General features: G+C 72.3%; 19 protein-coding genes and 1 tRNA gene. 12 read left to right on the top strand and 8 right to left on the bottom strand.

The window, feature by feature from the left end; genetic code table 11:
• Positions 1–40: 40 nt before the first annotated feature.
• On the top strand, positions 41–1,408 hold the full coding sequence (locus tag OIE12_RS15035) for a sensor histidine kinase (protein ID WP_329135581.1): 1,368 nt from the start codon (positions 41–43) through the stop codon (positions 1,406–1,408).
• Positions 1,405–2,085, top strand: a complete 681-nt coding sequence (locus OIE12_RS15030; protein ID WP_007382946.1) for a response regulator transcription factor — start codon at positions 1,405–1,407, stop codon at positions 2,083–2,085. Before OIE12_RS15035 ends, OIE12_RS15030 begins: the two co-directional genes overlap by 4 nt.
• A 173-nt stretch (positions 2,086–2,258) precedes the next feature.
• On the opposite strand, the gene OIE12_RS15025 is transcribed toward OIE12_RS15030, so the two are convergent.
• Positions 2,259–2,927: a copper chaperone PCu(A)C gene (locus tag OIE12_RS15025; protein ID WP_329135579.1), complete on the bottom strand. Its 669-nt coding sequence runs from the start codon at positions 2,925–2,927 to the stop codon at positions 2,259–2,261.
• Positions 2,928–3,687: 760 nt separating this feature from the next.
• Between OIE12_RS15025 and OIE12_RS15020 the strand changes: the two genes are divergently transcribed.
• From OIE12_RS15020 to OIE12_RS14995, 6 genes are all read left to right on the top strand, one after another.
• Entirely contained in the window at positions 3,688–4,170 is a 483-nt protein-coding gene (locus OIE12_RS15020) for a CarD family transcriptional regulator (RefSeq protein ID WP_003953493.1), read from the top strand.
• A gap of 650 nt (positions 4,171–4,820) precedes the next feature.
• Entirely contained in the window at positions 4,821–5,525 is a 705-nt protein-coding gene (gene ispD, locus OIE12_RS15015; RefSeq protein WP_329141973.1) for a 2-C-methyl-D-erythritol 4-phosphate cytidylyltransferase, read from the top strand.
• Positions 5,515–6,039, top strand: coding sequence for a 2-C-methyl-D-erythritol 2,4-cyclodiphosphate synthase (ispF, locus tag OIE12_RS15010; RefSeq protein ID WP_329135577.1), 525 nt, complete (start codon positions 5,515–5,517; stop codon positions 6,037–6,039). Before ispD ends, ispF begins: the two co-directional genes overlap by 11 nt.
• 320 nt (positions 6,040–6,359) lie before the next feature.
• Positions 6,360–7,760, top strand: a complete 1,401-nt coding sequence (cysS, locus tag OIE12_RS15005; protein ID WP_329135574.1) for a cysteine--tRNA ligase — start codon at positions 6,360–6,362, stop codon at positions 7,758–7,760.
• A gap of 173 nt (positions 7,761–7,933) precedes the next feature.
• Positions 7,934–8,875 carry a 23S rRNA (guanosine(2251)-2'-O)-methyltransferase RlmB gene (gene rlmB, locus OIE12_RS15000; RefSeq protein ID WP_329135572.1) on the top strand — a complete coding sequence of 314 codons (942 nt, stop codon included), beginning with the start codon at positions 7,934–7,936 and terminating at the stop codon, positions 8,873–8,875.
• Positions 8,876–9,008: 133 nt separating this feature from the next.
• Entirely contained in the window at positions 9,009–10,742 is a 1,734-nt protein-coding gene (locus OIE12_RS14995) for a DoxX family protein (RefSeq protein WP_329141971.1), read from the top strand.
• Positions 10,743–10,890: 148 nt separating this feature from the next.
• On the opposite strand, the gene OIE12_RS14990 is transcribed toward OIE12_RS14995, so the two are convergent.
• The 3 genes from OIE12_RS14990 to OIE12_RS14980 form a co-directional block, all read right to left on the bottom strand.
• Positions 10,891–11,622 (bottom strand): nucleotidyltransferase family protein, encoded by a 732-nt coding sequence (locus OIE12_RS14990; RefSeq protein WP_329135570.1) that lies wholly within the window; start codon positions 11,620–11,622, stop codon positions 10,891–10,893.
• A 215-nt stretch (positions 11,623–11,837) separates the two neighbouring features.
• Positions 11,838–12,293 carry a hypothetical protein gene (locus OIE12_RS14985; RefSeq protein ID WP_329135568.1) on the bottom strand — a complete coding sequence of 152 codons (456 nt, stop codon included), beginning with the start codon at positions 12,291–12,293 and terminating at the stop codon, positions 11,838–11,840.
• 242 nt (positions 12,294–12,535) lie between these two features.
• Complete coding sequence (locus tag OIE12_RS14980; RefSeq protein WP_329135567.1) at positions 12,536–13,672, bottom strand: ABC transporter ATP-binding protein; 1,137 nt, start codon at positions 13,670–13,672, stop codon at positions 12,536–12,538.
• Positions 13,673–13,915: 243 nt separating this feature from the next.
• On the opposite strand from OIE12_RS14980, the gene OIE12_RS14975 reads away from it, so the two are divergent.
• Positions 13,916–13,990 (top strand) — tRNA-Thr (locus tag OIE12_RS14975).
• A gap of 36 nt (positions 13,991–14,026) precedes the next feature.
• Here OIE12_RS14975 and OIE12_RS14970 read toward each other — a convergent pair.
• Positions 14,027–14,710: a rhomboid-like protein gene (locus OIE12_RS14970; protein ID WP_329135566.1), complete on the bottom strand. Its 684-nt coding sequence runs from the start codon at positions 14,708–14,710 to the stop codon at positions 14,027–14,029.
• 71 nt (positions 14,711–14,781) lie between these two features.
• On the opposite strand from OIE12_RS14970, the gene OIE12_RS14965 reads away from it, so the two are divergent.
• Positions 14,782–15,285 carry a GNAT family N-acetyltransferase gene (locus OIE12_RS14965; protein ID WP_329135564.1) on the top strand — a complete coding sequence of 168 codons (504 nt, stop codon included), beginning with the start codon at positions 14,782–14,784 and terminating at the stop codon, positions 15,283–15,285.
• A gap of 22 nt (positions 15,286–15,307) precedes the next feature.
• Here OIE12_RS14965 and OIE12_RS14960 read toward each other — a convergent pair whose 3' ends face one another.
• Positions 15,308–16,801, bottom strand: coding sequence for an MFS transporter (locus OIE12_RS14960; RefSeq protein WP_329135562.1), 1,494 nt, complete (start codon positions 16,799–16,801; stop codon positions 15,308–15,310).
• 177 nt (positions 16,802–16,978) lie between these two features.
• On the opposite strand from OIE12_RS14960, the gene OIE12_RS14955 reads away from it, so the two are divergent.
• Complete coding sequence (locus OIE12_RS14955; RefSeq protein ID WP_329135560.1) at positions 16,979–17,650, top strand: pentapeptide repeat-containing protein; 672 nt, start codon at positions 16,979–16,981, stop codon at positions 17,648–17,650.
• An 83-nt stretch (positions 17,651–17,733) separates the two neighbouring features.
• On the opposite strand, the gene OIE12_RS14950 is transcribed toward OIE12_RS14955, so the two are convergent.
• Together OIE12_RS14950 and OIE12_RS14945 are read right to left on the bottom strand one after the other, a co-directional pair.
• A complete protein-coding gene (locus tag OIE12_RS14950) occupies positions 17,734–18,234 on the bottom strand; it encodes a hypothetical protein (protein ID WP_329135558.1) in 501 nt (166 codons plus the stop codon).
• A 212-nt stretch (positions 18,235–18,446) separates the two neighbouring features.
• Positions 18,447–19,022: a TerD family protein gene (locus tag OIE12_RS14945; protein ID WP_329135556.1), complete on the bottom strand. Its 576-nt coding sequence runs from the start codon at positions 19,020–19,022 to the stop codon at positions 18,447–18,449.
• A gap of 192 nt (positions 19,023–19,214) precedes the next feature.
• On the opposite strand from OIE12_RS14945, the gene arfB reads away from it, so the two are divergent.
• Positions 19,215–19,652 (top strand): alternative ribosome rescue aminoacyl-tRNA hydrolase ArfB, encoded by a 438-nt coding sequence (gene arfB / locus OIE12_RS14940; protein ID WP_329135554.1) that lies wholly within the window; start codon positions 19,215–19,217, stop codon positions 19,650–19,652.
• Positions 19,653–19,656: the final 4 nt, after the last annotated feature.

Below are 19,656 nucleotides of genomic sequence, written 5' to 3'. Positions count from 1 at the left end.
CGGCTGTGGCAGGGGTGGATCCCGTGCCTAACCTGGTCGCATGGACGTGAACGCGGCGGTCGCCGCAGCGGCAGCGATCGCCGGAGTGCTCACCGGCGTCATCGCCATGCTGGCGTTCCGCTGGAGCGAACGCGACCAGGCACGCCCCACCCGCACCTCCCTGCACACCGATCCCGTGCTCCCGCCCGGCGTGGACACCGTGCTGTCCGTGCTCCGCTCCTCGGCGGTCGTCCTCGACGAGGCCGACACCGTCGTCAAGGCCAGCTCCGCCGCATACGCCCTCGGGCTGGTCCGGGGCGGCAAGCTGGCCGTGGAGCCGATGCTCCAGATGGCCCGCGACACCCGGCGGGACGGGGAGATACGGCAGGTCGAACTGGACCTCGCCCGGCGCGGCGGCGGACGCGGAGAGGCCCTCGCCGTCTCCGCGCGCGTGGCGCCGCTCGGCTCGCGGCTGGTGCTGCTCCTGGTCGAGGACCTCACCGAGGCCCGGCGCATCGAGGCGGTACGGCGCGACTTCGTCGCCAACGTCAGCCATGAGCTCAAGACCCCCGTCGGCGCGCTCTCCCTCCTCTCCGAGGCCGTCCTGGACGCCCGGGACGACCCGGAGGCGGTGGAGCGGTTCGCCGGCCGCATGCAGGTTGAGGCCACCCGGCTGACCAACCTGGTCCAGGAACTCATCGACCTCTCCCGGGTGCAGAACGACGACCCCCTGGAGGACGCCGAGCCGGTCCGCGTCGACGAACTCGTCGCCGAGGCCATGGACCGCTGTCGGCACGCCGCCGGCACCAAGCAGATCACCATGGCCGCCGGGGGCACCGCCGACCTCCGTGTCTGGGGGCACCGCGGCCAGCTCGCCGCCGCCCTCGGCAACCTCGTCGAGAACGCCGTCAACTACTCGCCCGCCCGGACGCGCGTCGGGATCGCCGCGCGCCGGGTGAACGCGCCCGGCGGCGATCTCATCGAGATCGCCGTCACCGACCAGGGCATCGGCATCTCCGAGAAGGACAAGGAGCGCGTGTTCGAGCGTTTCTACCGCGTCGACCCGGCCCGCTCCCGGGCCACCGGGGGCACCGGCCTGGGTCTCGCGATCGTCAAGCACGTGGCCGCCTCGCACGGCGGGGAGGTCACGGTGTGGAGCTCCGAGGGACAGGGCTCCACCTTCACCCTCCGGCTCCCGCAGGCGGGCACGACCCGCGACCGCGCGCAGCCACCCCCCGGCACGTCCGGTACATCCGGCACATCCAGCAACTCCGAGCTCGAGACCGACGAGATCGACGGGGCCGGCGACAGCGTCGACGCCGACGCCGACGATCGTCTCGACGACCTCCGCGGCCTCGACGGAGAGGCCCGACGGTCCATCGCACCATCCCCGTACGCACCGCTCACCGCCCCGGAGGTCCTTCCGTGACCCGAGTGCTCGTCGTCGAGGACGAGGAGTCCTTCTCCGACGCCCTGTCCTACATGCTCCGCAAGGAGGGCTTCGAGGTCGCCATCGCGGCCACCGGGCCCGACGGCCTGGACGAGTTCGAGCGCAACGGCGCCGACCTCGTCCTGCTCGACCTGATGCTGCCGGGGCTGCCCGGCACCGAGGTCTGCCGTCAGCTGCGCGGGCGTTCCAACGTCCCCGTGATCATGGTGACCGCCAAGGACAGCGAGATCGACAAGGTGGTCGGCCTGGAGATAGGCGCCGACGACTACGTCACCAAGCCGTTCTCCTCGCGCGAGCTGGTCGCGCGCATCCGCGCGGTGCTGCGGCGCCGCGGGGAGCCGGAGGAGGTCACCCCGGCCGCGCTGGAGGCGGGCCCGGTGCGCATGGACGTCGACCGCCACGTGGTCACGGTCTCCGGCTCCAAGGTCGACCTGCCGCTCAAGGAGTTCGACCTCCTGGAGATGCTCCTGCGCAACGCGGGCCGCGTGCTCACGCGCATGCAGCTCATCGACCGGGTGTGGGGCGCGGACTACGTCGGCGACACGAAGACGCTCGACGTCCACGTCAAGCGCCTCCGCGCCAAGATCGAACCGGACCCGGGCGCCCCGAGATACCTGGTGACGGTCCGAGGCCTCGGCTACAAGTTCGAGCCGTAGGCCGTCTGTCCGGCGCCTCGTGGCTTGTCGCGCAGTTCCCCGCGCCCCCAGAAGGGGCGCGGGGACTGCGCAATCTTTTGGGGGGTCCGGGGGCGGAGCCCCCGGGGACGGGATCGGGAAGGGGCGGCGGGGGCGGGAAAACCCGCCCCGGCCGCCCCATCCGCAGACGATTCTTACTGCCCCGCCGCGCTCGACGACGCGGAAGACGACGCCGAGGACGAGCTCTTCGGCGTCTTCGACGTGTTCGGCGTCGACCCCGACGCCCCCTCCGCCGAAGAGGACGCGGAGGACGACGCCGAGGCCGACGACGTCCCACTCGGCGTCGCCGGGATGTCGCTCGGCCCCCACTTGCTGAAGTAGCTCTCCGCCGGCACGACGAACGCCTTCAGGCTCACATCCCCCGTGTCGCTGAACGAGAACGTCACCTTCTGCGCGTCCCCGTCCCGCACGGCCTCCCGCCCACTGCTCAGCACCGCCGCGGCGTTCCCCTCGCCCCCGAGAACCACCGACCCGTGCGCCGGAACGGTGATCTTGCCCTTGCCCGTGGCGGGCGAGAGTTCGGCGGACGGCCCGCCGTCGAGCGAGACGGAGTCCAGCGTCTGGGGGGAGCCGCTCGTGTTGAAGACGGTCGCGGAGACCACGGCCGGACCGGTGGCCTTCGGGTCGGGCTGCGTGATGACGAGCGCGTTCTGCACCTTGATGGAACCGACGGTGGTCGCCGCGTTGTCCGGCTTGACCTCGAGCGTCTGGGCGTCGTTGCCGGCGCCGCACGCGGCGAGCGAGGCGATCGAGAACGCGATGGCGGCGGCGGCGAGAGCGCCGCGTCGAAGGCTGCTGCTCACGGCGGCGGCAACTCCTTGAACGTGGGCGGAACGGACGGCTGCCTGAATAAAGCCGCCCTAAGCATCTGTCAGCGGCCTTAGGTTACCGAGCGCCTCCCGAGGGGCCGCACCCGACCCGCCCCTGCACCCCGACACCGCCCCGGAAGCCCCGCGGCACGTCACAGCCGCACGCCGCCGCCGTCGGCGCCCCGCAACCGTTCCCGGGCGCGCCCGGCGTCGTACGGGAACCGCCCCGACGCCGCGTCGAAGCCACGCCGACACCGGCCCCGTCGCGCATTCACAAAAGTCCCGAGAACCACTCCCGTCCCACTTAACCGGCGCTATGCGCCACGCCAATTCCGTAACACGGCCGGCGCAAGCCGCCGTATGCCGTGCCGTACTCCGTGTCGTACTCCACGAGTGCGACTTGGGGACGACTTGATCGCCCCGTGATCACCCGTTCGGTCTGTCTTGATCAATTCCGGATTCGTCTCGTATCCGGCTCCACATCACCGAACGGAGTAGCGAATGTCGATCACCTGGAGACGGACATTTGTGGACGTTTCTGTGCTGGTCACCGGCTTCCAGGGGGTGTGACGCGCATGTTTCGCCCCGTCCACACAGCCGCTCCGACCTGCGAATACCTCGTTCCGCTCGCCCCTCGCAGCACGTTCCTGTTGCGCTTGTCAAGCCCCGAGATATGCCCTGACCTGCGAAAACGCCATTCAGAAGACGTCGTTTCCGTGTTACCCTGGATAGCCACGGAAGGGGTACCTGTCACATGACGTTCAAGGTTGGCGACACCGTGGTCTATCCCCATCACGGGGCCGCGCTGATCGAGGCTATCGAAACTCGCCAGATCAAAGGCGTGGACAAGACCTACTTGGTGCTCAAGGTCGCCCAGGGCGACCTGACGGTGCGTGTGCCAGCGGACAATGCGGAGTTCGTCGGCGTGCGTGATGTGGTCGGTCAGGACGGACTGGACCGGGTCTTCGAGGTGCTGCGCGCGCCGTACGCCGAGGAGCCCACGAACTGGTCGCGTCGTTACAAGGCAAATCTGGAGAAGCTCGCCTCCGGCGATGTCATTAAGGTCGCCGAAGTGGTGCGCGACCTGTGGCGCCGCGAGCGTGAGCGCGGACTCTCCGCAGGTGAGAAGCGCATGCTCGCCAAGGCCCGGCAGATTCTGGTCAGTGAGCTCGCCCTCGCGGAGAACACCAACGAGGACAAGGCCGAAGCCCTGCTCGACGAGGTCCTCGCGTCCTGACGACGCCCGGTCCTCGCGTCCCGACGCCCGCCGCGTCCTGACGCAACAACGCACACCCGTGCCGCCGCCGAGGCGGGACGAACGGCTCGGCGGACCGTACATGTGAGATGCCGCGGTGCCCGATGACGCAACAGCTGTCGCCGGGCGCTGCGGCATGTGCGTATCCGGATCCATTACCGAGCCCACCACCGCGCCCGCCTGGCCCGCTGTCCGCCTCGCTGCTGTCTGCCTCGTTGCCCTGTGCGTACCCGTGCGGCGCGTACTCATGCGCAGGTGTTCGCATGTCCTGCGCGGTCGTCCGACGCCGGCGTCCTGCGCCGTCGGGGGTGGTCCCGGACCCCGGTGCTTCGGGGAAGGTGCTTCGCCCCCGATACTGAGTGTGCCGGGCGGGCAGCCCGCTCGACCGGATGTCACGGAAGGGTCCGGTCGAGGCGCGCACCCGGCACTCCCCAGGGCCATACCCACCCCGGCGGAGCACACAAACCTGACAGGAACCGATGTCCGACGATCCGCGCTCCTCGCCCTCAGACGCCGCCCCGCACGCGCCCGAACCCGCCCCGCAGACGGCCGATTCCGCCGTTTCGCGAAGGCCCGATCCCGCCGCCCCGCAGGCGCCGGGCTCCGGCCGGCCCGCGCCCCGCGTGGCCGCGGTGATCCCGGCCGCCGGGCGCGGCGTACGGCTCGGCCCGGGCGCCCCCAAGGCGCTCCGCGCGCTGAGCGGCACGCCCATGCTCATCCACGCCGTACGCGCGATGGCGGCCTCCCGTGCCGTCCAGCTCGTCGTCGTGGTCGCCCCGCCCGACGGGGCCCCCGAGGTCAGGGCGCTGCTCGATGCGCACGCCCTGCCCGAGCGCACGGACTTCGTCGTCGTCCCCGGCGGGGAGAGCCGGCAGGAGTCGGTCCGGCGGGGCCTGGACGCGCTGCCGCCCGGGCACGACGTCGTCCTGGTGCACGACGCGGCCCGGCCGCTGGTACCCGTGGACACGGTCGACGCCGTGATCGAGGCCGTACGGGACGGCGCCCCCGCCGTCGTACCGGCGCTGCCGCTCGCCGACACCGTCAAGCAGGTGGAGCCGGCGAGCGCGCCGGGGGCGCCCGAGCCCGTCGTCGCCACGCCCGAGCGGGCGCGGCTGCGTGCCGTGCAGACGCCGCAGGGGTTCGACCGGGCGACGCTGGTGCGCGCGCACGAGACGGTGACCGGTGAGGTCACCGACGACGCGAGCATGGTCGAACGGCTCGGGCTCACGGTCGTGGTCGTGCCCGGGCACGAGGAGGCGTTCAAGGTGACACGGCCGCTGGACCTCGTCCTCGCGGAGGCGGTCCTCGCGCGGAGGAGGCTCAACGATGGGTTCTGAGACGGGCGCCGAGGGCACGCGGGGCCTGCCCGGCGTCGTGCTGCCGCAGGTCGGGATCGGGACCGACATCCACGCCTTCGAGGAGGGGCGCGAGCTGTGGTGTGCCGGGCTGAAGTGGGAGGGTGCCGGGCCGGGACTGGCCGGCCATTCCGACGCGGACGTCGTCGCGCATGCGGCGTGCAACGCGCTGTTCTCGGCGGCGGGGCTCGGTGACCTCGGGCAGCACTTCGGGACGGGGCGGCCCGAGTGGGCCGGGGCGTCCGGGGTGACGCTGCTGGCGGAGGCGGCGCGGATCGTGCGGGCGGCGGGGTTCGTGATCGGGAACGTGGCGGTGCAGGTCGTGGGGGAGCGGCCGAAGGTGGGGAAGCGGCGGGAGGAGGCGCAGCGGGTGCTGGGTGAGGTGGTGGGGGCGCCGGTGAGTGTGTCCGGGGCGACGACGGACGGGCTCGGGTTTCCGGGGCGGGGGGAGGGGTTGATGGCGGTGGCTACGGCGTTGGTGGTGCGGGTGGGGTGAGCGGGGGTATTTTTCGCCCCCGCCGCCCCTACCCTTCCCGTCCCTTCAAGGGGCTCCGCCCCTTGGACCCCGGGTGCGTTGTCGGCTGACCGCCCGTGGGGGCTGGTCGCGCAGTTCCCCGCGCCCCTATGGGCACGATGGTGGTCGCGCGCCCGTGGCCGAGCCGCGCAGAAGACACAGCCCCGCGCCCCTTTCAGGGGCACGGTGGAGCCGCACAGCGACACGGTTCGTGTCCCTCGCAAGGCGCCCTCGGTCACGAAAACGCACAGCTTGGGTGGAACGGTCCTGAGGCACTGGCCCCGGGCCACTACCCTGGTGGGGTGACCATTCGTCTGTACGACACCAGCGCCCGGCAGATCCGTGACTTCGTCCCGCTCACACCGGGTTGTGTCTCGATCTACCTGTGCGGTGCCACCGTGCAGGCCGCCCCGCACATCGGGCACATCCGCTCCGGGCTCAACTTCGACATCCTGCGCCGGTGGTTCGCGTACCGCGGGTACGACGTGACGTTCATCCGCAACGTCACGGACATCGACGACAAGATCATCGCCAAGTCCGCCGACCAGGGCCGCCCCTGGTGGGCCATCGGCTACGAGAACGAGCGTGCCTTCAACGACGGCTACGCCGCTCTCGGCTGCCTGCCGCCCACGTACGAGCCGCGCGCGACCGGGCACGTCACCGAGATGGTCGAGATGATGCGCACGCTCATCGAGCGCGGGCACGCCTACGAGGCCGACGGCAACGTCTACTTCGACGTCCGCTCCTTCCCGGGCTACCTCCAGCTGTCCAACCAGGAGCTGGACAACCTCCAGCAGCCCTCGGGCAGCGGCGAGACCGGCAAGCGGGACCCGCGCGACTTCGCGATGTGGAAGGCGGCCAAGCCCGGCGAGCCGACGTGGGAGACGCCGTGGGGCCACGGCCGCCCCGGCTGGCACCTGGAGTGCTCGGCGATGGCGCACAAGTACCTCGGCTCCGCGTTCGACATCCACGGCGGCGGGCTCGACCTGATCTTCCCGCACCACGAGAACGAGATCGCCCAGGCCAAGGCGTACGGCGACGAGTTCGCCCGGTACTGGCTGCACAACGCCTGGGTGACGATGCGCGGCGAGAAGATGTCCAAGTCGCTCGGCAACTCGGTGCTCGTCTCCGAGATGGTCAAGCGCTGGCGTCCGATCGTGCTCCGCTACTACCTCGGCACCCCGCACTACCGTTCGATGATCGAGTACAGCGAGGAGTCGCTGCGGGACGCCGAGTCGGCGTTCGCGCGGATCGAGGGCTTCGCGCAGCGCGTGGTGGAGCTGGCGGGGGGCGTCGTCGAGCCGTCCGCCGAGGTGCCGCCGGCGTTCGCCGAGGCGATGGACGACGACCTGGGCGTCCCGCAGGCGCTCGCCGTCGTGCACACCACGGTCCGCCAGGGCAACAGCGCGCTGGCCGCCGACGACAAGGAGGCCGCCGTCGCCCGCCTCGCCGAGGTGCGCGCCATGCTCGGCGTGCTCGGCCTCGACCCGCTGGACGAGCAGTGGGCCGGCGCGGGCGGTAAGGGCGACGACCTGCACGGCGTCGTCGACACCCTCGTCCGCATGGTCCTCGACCAGCGCGAGGCGGCCCGCGCCCGCAAGGACTGGACCACGGCGGACGCCCTCCGTGACCAGCTCGCCCAGTCCGGACTGGTCGTCGAGGACGGCCCGCAGGGACCGCGCTGGACCCTCGGTCCGCGCTAGGAGCGCGGCGCCGGCGTGAGCCCCCGGGGCGCGCGCCGGCGCACGCGGGGTCTGTCCCCCTCCCGCAAGATCGATTGTGCCGTCCGGGCCTCCGGGCGGCACACTGCACAGACGTACGAACTTCAGAAGCACCTCCCTCTTCACTCACCCGCTCACGAACAGACAGGCAGGTCATGGCAGCCAACAACCGCCGCATGTCCGGCAAGAAGGGCGCGCAGGTCGGCAGTGGCGGCCAGCGGCGCAAGGGCCTGGAGGGCAAGGGTCCGACCCCGCCCGCCGAGATGCGCAAGGGCCACAAGAAGAACCGCATCGCCACCGCCAAGGCGAAGCAGACCACGCGCCGCCCGGCGCCCCGGGGCCGCGGCGGCAAGTCCGCCTCCGAACTGGTCGTCGGCCGCAACCCGGTCGTCGAGGCGCTGCGCGAGGGCGTGCCCGCCAACACGCTGTACGTGCAGCAGTTCATCGACAACGACGAGCGGGTGCGCGAGGCGCTCCAGCTCGCGGCCGAGCGCGGCGGCATCAACCTCATGGAGGCGCCCCGCCCCGAGCTCGACCGGATGACGAACGGGCTCAACCACCAGGGCCTCGTCCTCCAGGTGCCGCCCTACGAGTACGCGCACCCCGAGGACCTCGTCGGGGCCGCTCACGACGCGGGCGAGGACCCGCTGATCGTGGCGCTCGACGGCGTCACCGACCCGCGCAACCTGGGCGCCGTGGTCCGTTCCGTCTCCGCCTTCGGCGGGCACGGCGTGGTCGTGCCCGAGCGGCGCGCGGCGGGCATGACGGCGGGCGCCTGGAAGACGTCCGCCGGTACGGCCGCCCGTACGCCGGTCGCGCGCGCCACCAACCTGACGCGCGCCCTGGAGGCGTACAAGAAGGCCGGGATCACGGTCGTGGGACTGGCCGCCGACGGGGAGGCCGCGCTGGGCGACCTGGCGGTGCTCGACGGTCCGGTCGTCATCGTCGTCGGCAGCGAGGGCAAGGGCCTGTCGCGGCTGGTCGGCGAGACCTGTGACGTGCGGGTGCGCATCCCGATGCCGGGCGGCGCGGAGTCCCTCAACGCCGGTGTCGCGGCGGGGATCGTGCTGTACGAGACGGCGCGCCGCCGGGCCTGAGCGCCCCCGAATGCCCGTTCGCCCCGTCACCTGATCGGGGCGAAGCGGGCAGGGCCGCCCACCTTGACGCGGTCCGGACAGTTCGGCGGGGTCAAAGCAGTGTCCTAACGACACGTCACTCGGTTAGATGAGTGTGGACACCAGAACACCCCGCACACCCTCGGGGGGCCGAGCGCCGGGCTTCGGGACGCCGGCCCCGGACGACACTCCCGCGTTCAGCATGGTGAAGGTGCCGAGCGATCCGGCGCAGGTCGTCGTCAACCATGCGAGCTTCCGCGTGGAACTGGGGGCGTCGACGCGGCGCGCCCGTTCGACCGCCGTCGCACGGCACTTGAGCGCCACGCAGGGCACCGCGCGCCCCGCGGGCCGGCCCGGCGAGGCCCGGCGCCGCCCCGTCGTCTGGAGCGGCCGCTCCGCCCCCGACGACACGGGCGCCCACCGGCTGCTCCAGGCCGTGCGGGCGGGCGGCGTGCGCCACGGCGAGGAACCGGCGGACGCCGGGGCGACGCAGGTCATCCCCCGCGTCGACGGCTTCTCCGGGGGCGGCGGCTACGACGACGACATGGGCGACGCGACCGTGCGCACCCCGGTCGTCGGCGGGCAGCGCACCCCCGACTCCGCCGCCGGAACCCGCCTGCTGCCCCAGATGCGCCGCGTGGGCAGCGCGTACGACGAACAGACGTACGACGAACAGGCGTACGGCGCGGCCGGGTACGACGACCCGGGCCAGGACGGCCGCGACGGTTACGGCGACGGCTTCGCGGACGACGAGACCGCCGAGGGCGCCGACGGCACCGGACGGCACGCCGGCACCGCGCAGGCCGACGTGCGCCACGCCTACTACCCCGGCCGCCGTATGAACCTCGGCGTGGTCCTGCTGCCGCTGCGGGTCTTCCTCGGCTTCATCTCCCTCTACGCCGGCATGGGCAAGCTGTGCGACCCCGTCTACTTCGACGGCGGCGAGCGCGGCTCCATGGTCAAGTGGCTCAACTCCCTGCACCCCTGGGAGGCGGCCGAACCGCTGCGGCAGTTCGCGCTGCAACACCCGGTCGGCGCCGGGCTGGTCATCGCCTTCCTCCAGGTGCTCGTCGGTGTCCTGACCGTGCTGGGGCTGTGGCAGCGGGTCGCGGCCGTCGTCGGCGCCGGGCTCTCGGCGGCGCTCATCGTCACCGTCAGCTGGAAGACCGTCCCGGTCTATGACGCGCCCGACATCATCTGCCTCGCCGCCTGGTCCCCGCTGATCATCGCCGGGGCGCCCGTCTACTCGGTCGACGGCCGGCTCGCCGCCGGGGCCTGGCGCCGGCTCGGCCCGCGCTCCGACATCTGGGACCTGCGGCGTTACGTCCTGCGCCGGGGCGCCCTGCTCACCACCGTCGTCACCGGGCTGACGCTGCTGATCGGCTCGCTGCTCGGCGGCGCGGTGCGGGACGCCGACCGGATCGTCGTGCCGGGGCCCGGCGAGGCACCGCACAACGAGCAGCCCGGCTCCCCGCTGCCGGAGACGCCGGGCGCGCGGCACCGGAAGGTCAGCCCGTCGGCCTCCGCCGAGGCGCCGTCGCAGGGGGCCACGTCCTCGCCGTCGCGGTCCGCCTCGGCACCGGGCGCGAGCCGGACGACGGGCGCGGTCACCGGCGGGCAGCCCAGCCAGACGCAGGGCACGGCCGGGCAGGCACCGCCGCAGAACCAGGCACCGGCCCAGCGGGCGCCGAGCACCAGCGCCGGACCGTCCACCGCGGGCGGCACGGGTGGCGCCGGCGGCACGGCGAGCGGCGGGACCAGCGGCACCGGAGGCTCCGGAGGCAACGGTTCCGGCGGCTCCGGCGGCTCCGGCGGCTCGGACCGGCTGGTCGGCGGACTGCTGGGGTAGGGCGACGAGTACGCCGTACGCCGGTGAACGGCAGGGGCCCCGCGCGGACTGTGCGCGGGGCCCCTGCCGTCGTGCGTGCCGTCTTGTGCAGCCCTGACGGGTGCCGTCACGCGTCGTCCTGGCCTGTGCCGTCCCGGAGGGGCGGGCTTCAGCGGGGGAGGCCCGCCAGTTCCTTCGCGGCCTCGCGGAGGTCCTTCGCCGTGTCGATGGCCCGCCAGTACGCGCCCTGCGGCAGCGGGAAGCCCGCCAGGCGCCGCTCCCGGGCCAGCCGGGGGAACGTGGTGCGCTCGTGGTCGCCCCGTTCGGGCAGCAGCGAGGCGAACTCGGGGGAGAAGACGTAGACACCCGCGTTGACCTCGAACGGGGAGGGCGGGGCCTCGATGAAGTCCGTGATGTGCCCGAAGCCGTCGGTCTGCACGGCGCCCCAGGGGATGCGCGGGCGGGCCAGTGCGAGGGTCGCGACGGCGTCCCGCTCGGTGTGGAAGTCCGCCATGTCGCGCAGCGGGAAACGGGTCCAGATGTCGCCGTTGGTGGCGTACCAGGGCCGGTCGGGGTGGGGGAGGTGCGCGGCGGCGTACTTCAGGCCGCCGCCGCGGCCGAGCGGCTCCGTCTCGACGACGGTGGTGACGGAGACGGGCAGGTCGGCGGAGTCCAGCCAGTCCTGCAACACCTCGGCGAGGTGGCCGCAGGAGACGACGACGTCCGTCACGCCCGCCTCGGCGAGCCAGGTGAGCTGGTGGCCGATGATCGGCGTGCCCGTGCCGGGGATCTCGACCATCGGCTTGGGGCGGTCGTCGGTGTACGGGCGCAGCCGGGTGCCTTGGCCTCCGGCCAGGATGACGGCTTGGCGGGGGCGGGAGGCGGTGGTCGGATCGGTCATGCGGATAGGTTAGGGGGCCTTTTCAGGGCTGCGCCCTGATGGCCCTCGGTTGTGTGCCTATGAGCTCGGGGGTGGGGTTCGTCGGCGGGTGCGGGGTGAGTGTGGTTGCTCGCGCCCCGCGGCGGAGCCGCAATTGAGGACAGCCCCGCGCCCCTTCAGGGGCGCGTCCCCGCGGGACGTCGCCCCTGTGGGGCGCCGCGCACCGTACCCCCCGCTCAGCCCTGGAACGCTGCCACGCCCGTGGCGAAGGACGTGTCGCAGACCGGGCGGGCGTAGGACTGGGCGCGGGTGGGGCCGTAGACGCGGACCGCGGCGCGGCCGAGGGCGCGGGCGATGGACGCGCAGTGCTTCGCCAGGGAGGGGCGTTCGTCGACCGCCTGCTGGAGGTGGGTCAGCGCGACGGCCGGGTCCTTCTCCTGCATCTCGAGCAGGAGCTTGTCGCGCAGCACGTCCTGCGGGGCGCGGGCCTTGGCGTGACCGGCGGGGCGGGACAGCTCGGCGTCGGACGCGGCCAGCACCGAGTCGGAGGAACTCCCGGACCAGTTGACCCGGGTGACCGCGAGTGTTCCGGAGAGCACCATGACGACGGGCAGGACGAGGGCGAGGGAACGGCCGATCCGGCGGGCGGGGCCCGGACCGCGCCGTGTCCGCGAGGTAGTGGAGTGCTTCACGCGAGTGAGCGTAGCGTGCGGTGATGACAAGGGGACATTCCGTCACCGGTTCGGGGGATGTCGAACCCCGTGATTCTGGGTACGGGGTTGACGCACACGGCTCGAAACGTCCGGTCTGCCGGGGTCTTTCCGGCATCCGTGCGGGCAGCGAAGAGGGCCCCGCGGCCGGCCGCGGGGCCCTCTTTCGTTCTCTCGGGTGAATCGCCGCGCCCGCCGGTTCCACGGCGGCGCGGGCGCCCGGGTCAGTCCGTCAGGCGCTCGCCCGTCGAGGTGGAGAACACGTGGGTCTCGCCCGGACGCGGCACGACGTGCAGCTGGGCGCCCTTGTCCGGCACCTGACGGCCGTTGACGCGGACCACGAGGTCCTTCGTCTCGCCGCCGACCTCGGCGGTGCCGTAGACGTAACCGTCGGCGCCGAGCTCCTCCACGACGTTGACGGAGACGGCCAGACCGGCCGGCGCGTCCTTGGACTCCTTGGAGAGCGCCGAGGCGGCGCCGCCGTTCTGCTCGACGATGTCGAAGTGCTCGGGACGGACGCCGACGGTGACCGTGCGGTCGCCCTTGTCGGCGGCGGCCTTCAAAGCGTCACGGTTGACCGGGACGACGCTGTTGCCGAACTTGACGCCGCCGTCGGTGATCGGGACCTCGACCAGGTTCATCGCCGGGGAGCCGATGAAGCCCGCGACGAAGAGGTTGGCCGGCTTGTCGTACATGTTGCGCGGCGAGTCGACCTGCTGGAGCAGACCGTCCTTGAGCACGGCCACCCGGTCGCCCATCGTCATGGCCTCGACCTGGTCGTGGGTGACGTAGACGGTGGTGATGCCGAGGCGGCGCTGCAACGAGGCGATCTGCGTACGGGTGGAGACACGGAGCTTGGCGTCCAGGTTGGACAGCGGCTCGTCCATGAGGAACACCTGGGGCTCACGCACGATGGCGCGGCCCATCGCGACACGCTGGCGCTGACCACCGGAGAGCGCCTTCGGCTTGCGGTCCAGGTACTCGGTCAGGTCGAGGATCTTGGCGGCCTCCTCGACCTTCTGCCGGATCTCCGCCTTGTTGACGCCGGCGATCTTGAGCGCGAAGCCCATGTTGTCGGCGACCGTCATGTGCGGGTAGAGCGCGTAGTTCTGGAACACCATGGCGATGTCCCGGTCCTTGGGCGGCAGGTGGGTGACGTCGCGGTCACCGATGCGGATGGCGCCGCCGTTGACGTCCTCGAGCCCCGCGAGCATGCGGAGCGAGGTGGACTTGCCGCAGCCGGACGGGCCGACCAGGACGAGGAACTCGCCGTCCTCGATGTCGATGTCGAGCGCGTCGACGGCGGGCTTGGTGGAACCCGGGTAGATCCGGGTCGCCTTGTCGAACTGGACAGTGGCCATGGTGAATGGGCCCCCTTCTACCGGCAGGAACGTGCCGGACGATCCGTTGTGGAAGGTGGTGCGCCACTACGGCTGATTCCGTTGTGGTGTGGTCCACACGAGTGAACTGGCACAGGACGGTACCTGGAGTTCACCTGATCTGTCAGTAGTTCCGGTCCTGTGAACTTCGCGGTAATTCCTGACAGGGCCCCCGGAGCCGATGGGTACACTGCAACACGCACGCCCGTGCGGTACCGCGTGCACGCCTCCTTAGCTCAGTCCGGCCAGAGCAACGCACTTGTAATGCGTAGGTCGTCGGTTCGAATCCGACAGGGGGCTCGGTCGTACGGCAGTGGAGCGGATGCGGGGCCCGGGTCAGTCGACCCGGGCCTTTCGCGTTGCCGTGCGGGTGCGGGTGCGGGGGCGGGTCAGGGGGCGGCAGGCCAGGCCGATCAGGACCGACGTGAGGTGGCCGAGGTCGGTGACCGTGCGGCCGGTGGCCAGGGGGACGGCGAACGCGGTGAGCAGGACGGCGGCGTAGGCGTACCGCCAGGGGCGCGGCACGCGGTACGTGAGGACGCCCAGGACGCCGGCGAGCGCGTAGCTGACGCCCGTGTCGAGAGTGTCGACGGCGGAGTGCGGGGCCGCGCCGAGGTGTATCGCCCACAGCAGGGCGCCCTCGCTGACGAGCGTGGCCAGGACGTGCGCCAGGGCGCACACGGCGAGCCAGCGCGGGGTGCCGAGCCAGTGCTCGGCGCGGGCGTGGAAGAGGGTGTAGAGGGCGGCGTACGGGAGCCAGTGGCCGTCGCCCGTCCACAGGGCGCTGGAGAGCAGCACGCGCAGGGGGTGCTCGGACAGTTCGTGGAGGTTGGTGGAGCGGTGCCGCAGGAACTCGTGTGCGAACCCGGGGGACATGCGGTGCAGCGCGACGGTGGTCCCGAAGAGGACGAGCAGCCAGAGGTATGTGCCGGGCGCGCGCCGTATGTACGTCCACAGGAGGCCGCCGCACCTGCGCGGCGCGCTCCACGCGCGCGTGGCCGTCGTCGCACGCTCACCCATGACCTCAAGGGTCGCAGGGGGGCCGGTGGACCGCAGTGGGGCGTGCGCGGGCCATGTGTGACACTGCCCGGGTGATCCGTACCGTGACCCCCGACGACATCCCCGTGCTGCACGCGATGATCCGCGAGCTGGCCGAGTACGAGAAGGCGGCCGATCAGGCGCGGGCGACCGAGGAGCAGCTGCGTGAGGCGCTCTTCGGGGAGCGCCCGGCGGCCTTCGCGCACCTCGCGGAGTCCGGCGGCGAGCCGGTCGGATTCGCGCTGTGGTTCCTGAACTTCTCCACCTGGCGCGGCGTCCACGGCATCTACCTGGAGGACCTGTTCGTGCGCCCGCACGCGCGCGGGGGCGGGCACGGCCGGGCGCTGCTGACCGAGCTGGCCCGGATCTGCGTGGCGCGCGGCTACGAGCGGCTGGAGTGGGCCGTACTGAACTGGAACGCCCCCTCGATCGCGTCCTACGAGGCGCTGGGCGCCCGTGCGCAGGACGAGTGGACGACGTACCGGCTGACGGACGGGGCGCTGGCGGCGCTCGGCGGGACGGACGGCGGGACGTCGGGCGCCGGGTCGGCGGACTGACGCGGCGGGCCGGGCGGCGGACTCAGCGGACCGACTCGGGGACCGGGGTCTCGGCGGGCGTGGTGTGCTTGGGCGCCCGGGCGGTCACCATGACGCCGGCGACCACGGCGGCCAGCAGGAACACGGCCGCCGCCCACCACAGGGCGGTCGTGTAGCCGTGCACGACGCCCTCGCGGACGACCAGGTTCCGGCGGGCGGGGTCGGTCAGGTGGGCGGCGATGTACGCGCTCGCGCTGCTCGTCGCGATCGTGTTGAGCAGGGCCGTGCCGATGGAGCCGCCGACCTGCTGCGAGGTGTTGACGGTGGCCGAGGTGACGCCCGAGTCGCGGGCGGCGACCCCGGCGGTGGCGGTGGAGAAGACCGGCATGAACGTCAGTCCCATGCCGAGGCCCATCAGCAGCAGCGGGGGCAGGATCTCGGTGGTGTACGAGGAGTGCACGGTCATCCGGGTGAGGATCACCATGCCGATCGCCGACAGGAGCATGCCCGGCACCATGAGGGCGCGCGGCGGGACGTGGTGCAGCAGCCGGGCGGAGATCTGCGTCGAGCCCACGATGATCGCCACGGTGAGCGGCAGGAAGGCGAGGCCCGCGCGGACCGGCGAGTAGCCGAGGATGACCTGGAGGTAGTAGGTCATGAACAGGAACATGCCGAACATGCCGATGACGGCCAGGGCCATGGTCAGGAAGCAGCCGGCCCGGTCGCGGTCGCGGATGATGTGCAGCGGCAGCAGCGGGTCGGGGGCCCTGGTCTGCCACCACACGAACGTGGCGAGCAGCGCGGCGGACACCGCGAACAGGGCGAGCACGAACGGGTCGGTCCAGCCGCGGGGCTGGGCCTCGCTGAAGCCGTAGACGAGGGCGACGAGGCCGCCGCAGCCCAGCAGGACGCCGGGCACGTCGAGGCGGGCGTCGCCGCGGCGCGGGTGGTCGTGCAGGAGGGCGAGCCCGCCGAGGACGGCGACGGCGGCGATCGGGATGTTGACGTACAGGCACCAGCGCCAGTTCAGGTACTCGGTGAGCAGTCCACCCGCGATGAAGCCGATCGCCGAGCCGCTGCCGGCCAGGGCGCCGTAGATGCCGAAGGCCTTGCCGCGTTCCCTGGGGTCGGAGAACGTGGTGGTGAGCAGGCTGAGCGCGGACGGGGCGAGGACGGCGGCGAAGACGCCCTGCAGCGCGCGGGCGCCGAACAGCATGCCGGAGCCGGTCGCGGCGCCGCCGAGCGCGGAGGCGATGGCGAAGCCGGCCAGTCCGACGAGGAAGGTGCGTTTGCGGCCGACGAGGTCGGCGATCCGTCCGCCGAGCAGCAGCAGGCCGCCGAAGGCCAGCGTGTAGGCGGTGATCACCCACTGCCGGTTGGCGTCGGACATGTGCAGGGCGTGCTGTGCGGAGGGCAGGGCGATGTTCACGATCGTCGCGTCCAGGACCACCATCAGCTGGGCCAGCGCGATGATCACGAGGACCCACCAGCGGCGGGGGTCGGCCTCCGTTGCTTCGCCCATTCGGGTGGCGCTCATGGGGTTCAGAACATCACGAATACGGGCATATCGCATCTCTGCGGAGGGGGTGGGGCCCGCTGGGGGCCGGGGCTTTGTCAGTGGGGTGGTGCAGCATGAGGGCGTGGTGGTCGAGGGCGTGGTGAGGGCGGTGGCGGGAGTGTCGGACGCGGTACGAGTGCGGGGAGGTGAGGTCGGGTGAAGAAGGCGCGGGTGGTCGCGCCGGCGCGGCGGCCGGAGGTGCGGCTGCCTCCGCCGGAGCCGTACGGGGGCGGGCCGCTGGAACCGGAGGGGGACTACGACGGGCTGGAGTTCGCGGACGCCGACCTGGCCGGACAGGACGGCACGGGCTCCCGGTTCATGGACTGCGCGCTGACGGGCTGCGCGCTGGACGACACGCGGCTGGCGCACGCGCGGCTGTACGACAGCCGGCTGACCGGCATACGCGGGGTGGGCACGAACCTGGCGGACGCCACCCTGCGGGACGTGGAGCTGCTGGACGCGCGGCTGGGCGGGACACAGCTGCACGGGGCGGTGCTGGAGCGGGTGCTGATACGCGGCGGCAAGATCGACTATCTGAACCTGCGGGCGGCCCGGCTCCGGGACGTCGTCTTCGAGGGCTGTGTCCTGGTCGAGCCGGACTTCGCGGGGGCGCGGCTGGAGCGGGTCGAGTTCGTGGACTGCGTGCTGAAGGAGGCGGACTTCGGCGCGGCGCGGTTGAAGGACGTCGACCTGCGCCGGGCGGCCGAGCTGGGCATCGCCCGGGGGGTGGAACGGCTGGCGGGAGCCGTGATCAGCCCGGCCCAGCTCATGGACCTGGCGCCGGTGCTCGCGGCGGAACTGGGGGTGAAGGTGGCGGCGGTGGACTGAGAGGGGAGATGGGCTGAGGGAGGGAGACGGGCCGAGGGGAGGTGGACCGCCGGGCGACGCGGGCCGTCAGGCGACGCGGGCCGTCAGGCGACGCGGGGGAAGCGGGCTTCCAGGGTCCAGATCGCCGGGTTGTCGCGGAGCGGTTCGTGCAGGTCGGTCAGGTCGGCGAGCAGGTCGTGCAGGAAGTCGCGGGCCTCGCGGCGCAGTTCGGTGAACTGGAAGGTGAGCGGGTCCTCGTCGCCGGGCATCCAGTCGGCCTCGATGTCCACCCAGCCGAAGCGGCGCTCGAAGAGCATGCGGTCGGTGGACTCGGTGAAGTCGATCTCGGCCTGCTGCCGGCGGGCGGACCGGCTGCCGAGCGGGTCCCGGTCGAGCTGCTCGACGATGTCGCACAGGGCCCAGGCGAAGTCGAGCACCGGCACCCATCCCCAGGCTGTGGACACCTCCCGGTCCGACCGGGTGTCGGCGAGATAGACGTCGCCACAGAAGAGATCGTGCCGCAGGGCATGCACGTCGGCGCGGCGGTAGTCCGTCTGCGGCGGATCGGGAAAACGGGTGGAGAGGGCGTAGCCGATGTCGAGCACGGCCTGATGGTGTCACGGCGGGACGGGGGGTCGCGCCGGGGGAGGTGGCCGGGGCGGCCAGGCGGCCGTCGGCGGCCGGGGCTGGAGGCGTGGCCGGCCCCGACAACGGCAACCGCCGGACGCCGCCGCGCACGGCGAAGCCCCCGCGCGGCGACGGCTTCGTGCGGCGGGGGCTCCGGGGTGGTACGGCGGGGCTTCGGCGGTGGCGGGTGTCAGACGTTGACGCCGAAGTCCTGGGCGATGCCGGTCAGGCCCGAGGCGTAGCCCTGGCCGACGGCGCGGAACTTCCACTCCGCGCCGTTGCGGTAGAGCTCGCCGAAGACCATGGCCGTCTCCGTGGCCGCGTCCTCCGACAGGTCGTAGCGGGCGATCTCCGCGCCGCCGGCCTGGTTGACGATGCGGATGTACGCGTTGCGGACCTGGCCGAAGTTCTGCGAGCGGGACTCGGCGTCGTAGATGGAGACCGGGAAGACGATCTTGTCGACGTCGGCCGGGAGAGCCGCCAGGTTGACGTTGATCGCCTCGTCGTCGCCGGCGCCCTCGCCCGTGCGGTTGTCGCCGGTGTGGACGATGCTCTGGTCCGGCGTCTGCTTGTTGTTGAAGAAGACGAAGTGCTGGTCGGAGTAGACCTTGCCCTGGGGGTTGACCGCGATGGCGGAGGCGTCGAGGTCGAAGTCCGTGCCGGTGGTGGTGCGGACGTCCCAGCCGAGGCCCACGGTGACGGCGGTCAGGCCCGGAGCCTCCTTGGTGAGCGAGACGTTGCCACCCTTGGACAGGCTTACAGCCATTGTTGGGAGTCCCTTCGCTTGGTTCGTTCCCGTACGTGTGTGGGCCGCGGTGCGGCTAACCCATTGAACGCGGTGGGGGGCCCGGATGGTTCCGGGCGCTTTACCTTTTTTACCCGAGAGGGGGGCGCGCCCGAGAGGGCGGGTGGCCGGGGGCCGAAAACCTGGTGACGTACCCCCGTGCCGGACGGGAACATGGAAGGCATGTCCGGTCCCTATGTCGTGCGTGGTTCCGTCGTGTTGCCCGAGAGCGAGCTCGTGTGGAGGTTCTCGCGATCCTCGGGGCCCGGCGGGCAGCACGTCAACACCACCGACACCCAGGTCGAGGTGCGGTTCGACGTGGCCGGGACCGAGGCGCTGCCCGAGGTGTGGAAGCGGCGTGCGCTGGAGCGGCTGGCCGGGCGGCTGGTCGACGGGGTGCTCAGTGTGCGCGCCTCCGAGCACCGTTCGCAGTGGCGCAATCGCGAGGCGGCCGCCGTGCGCCTCGCCTCGCTGCTCGCCGAGGCGACCGCGCCCCCGCCCAAGCCGCGCAGACCGACGCGGATTCCGCGCGGAATCAACGAACGACGGTTGCGTGAGAAGAAGCAGCGTGCCGAGACCAAGCGGGGGCGTTCCGGCCGCGGCTGGCAGTAATTCC

This window comes from Streptomyces sp. NBC_00670 (assembly GCF_036226765.1).
Lineage (GTDB): Bacteria > Actinomycetota > Actinomycetes > Streptomycetales > Streptomycetaceae > Streptomyces.
Note: the sequence above shows the minus strand (reverse complement) of the source record. Positions and strands in the feature narration are given on the sequence as shown.

Coding starts and splice junctions, on each gene's coding strand:
- OIE12_RS15035 (WP_329135581.1), top strand. CDS start 41: ATGGACGTGAACGCGGCGGTCGCCGCAGCGGCAGCGATCGCCGGAGTG.
- OIE12_RS15020 (WP_003953493.1), top strand. CDS start 3,688: ATGACGTTCAAGGTTGGCGACACCGTGGTCTATCCCCATCACGGGGCC.
- ispF (WP_329135577.1), top strand. CDS start 5,515: ATGGGTTCTGAGACGGGCGCCGAGGGCACGCGGGGCCTGCCCGGCGTC.
- rlmB (WP_329135572.1), top strand. CDS start 7,934: ATGGCAGCCAACAACCGCCGCATGTCCGGCAAGAAGGGCGCGCAGGTC.
- OIE12_RS14990 (WP_329135570.1), bottom strand. CDS start 11,622: ATGACCGATCCGACCACCGCCTCCCGCCCCCGCCAAGCCGTCATCCTG.
- OIE12_RS14980 (WP_329135567.1), bottom strand. CDS start 13,672: ATGGCCACTGTCCAGTTCGACAAGGCGACCCGGATCTACCCGGGTTCC.
- OIE12_RS14970 (WP_329135566.1), bottom strand. CDS start 14,710: ATGGGTGAGCGTGCGACGACGGCCACGCGCGCGTGGAGCGCGCCGCGC.
- OIE12_RS14960 (WP_329135562.1), bottom strand. CDS start 16,801: ATGAGCGCCACCCGAATGGGCGAAGCAACGGAGGCCGACCCCCGCCGC.
- OIE12_RS14945 (WP_329135556.1), bottom strand. CDS start 19,022: ATGGCTGTAAGCCTGTCCAAGGGTGGCAACGTCTCGCTCACCAAGGAG.
- arfB (WP_329135554.1), top strand. CDS start 19,215: ATGGAAGGCATGTCCGGTCCCTATGTCGTGCGTGGTTCCGTCGTGTTG.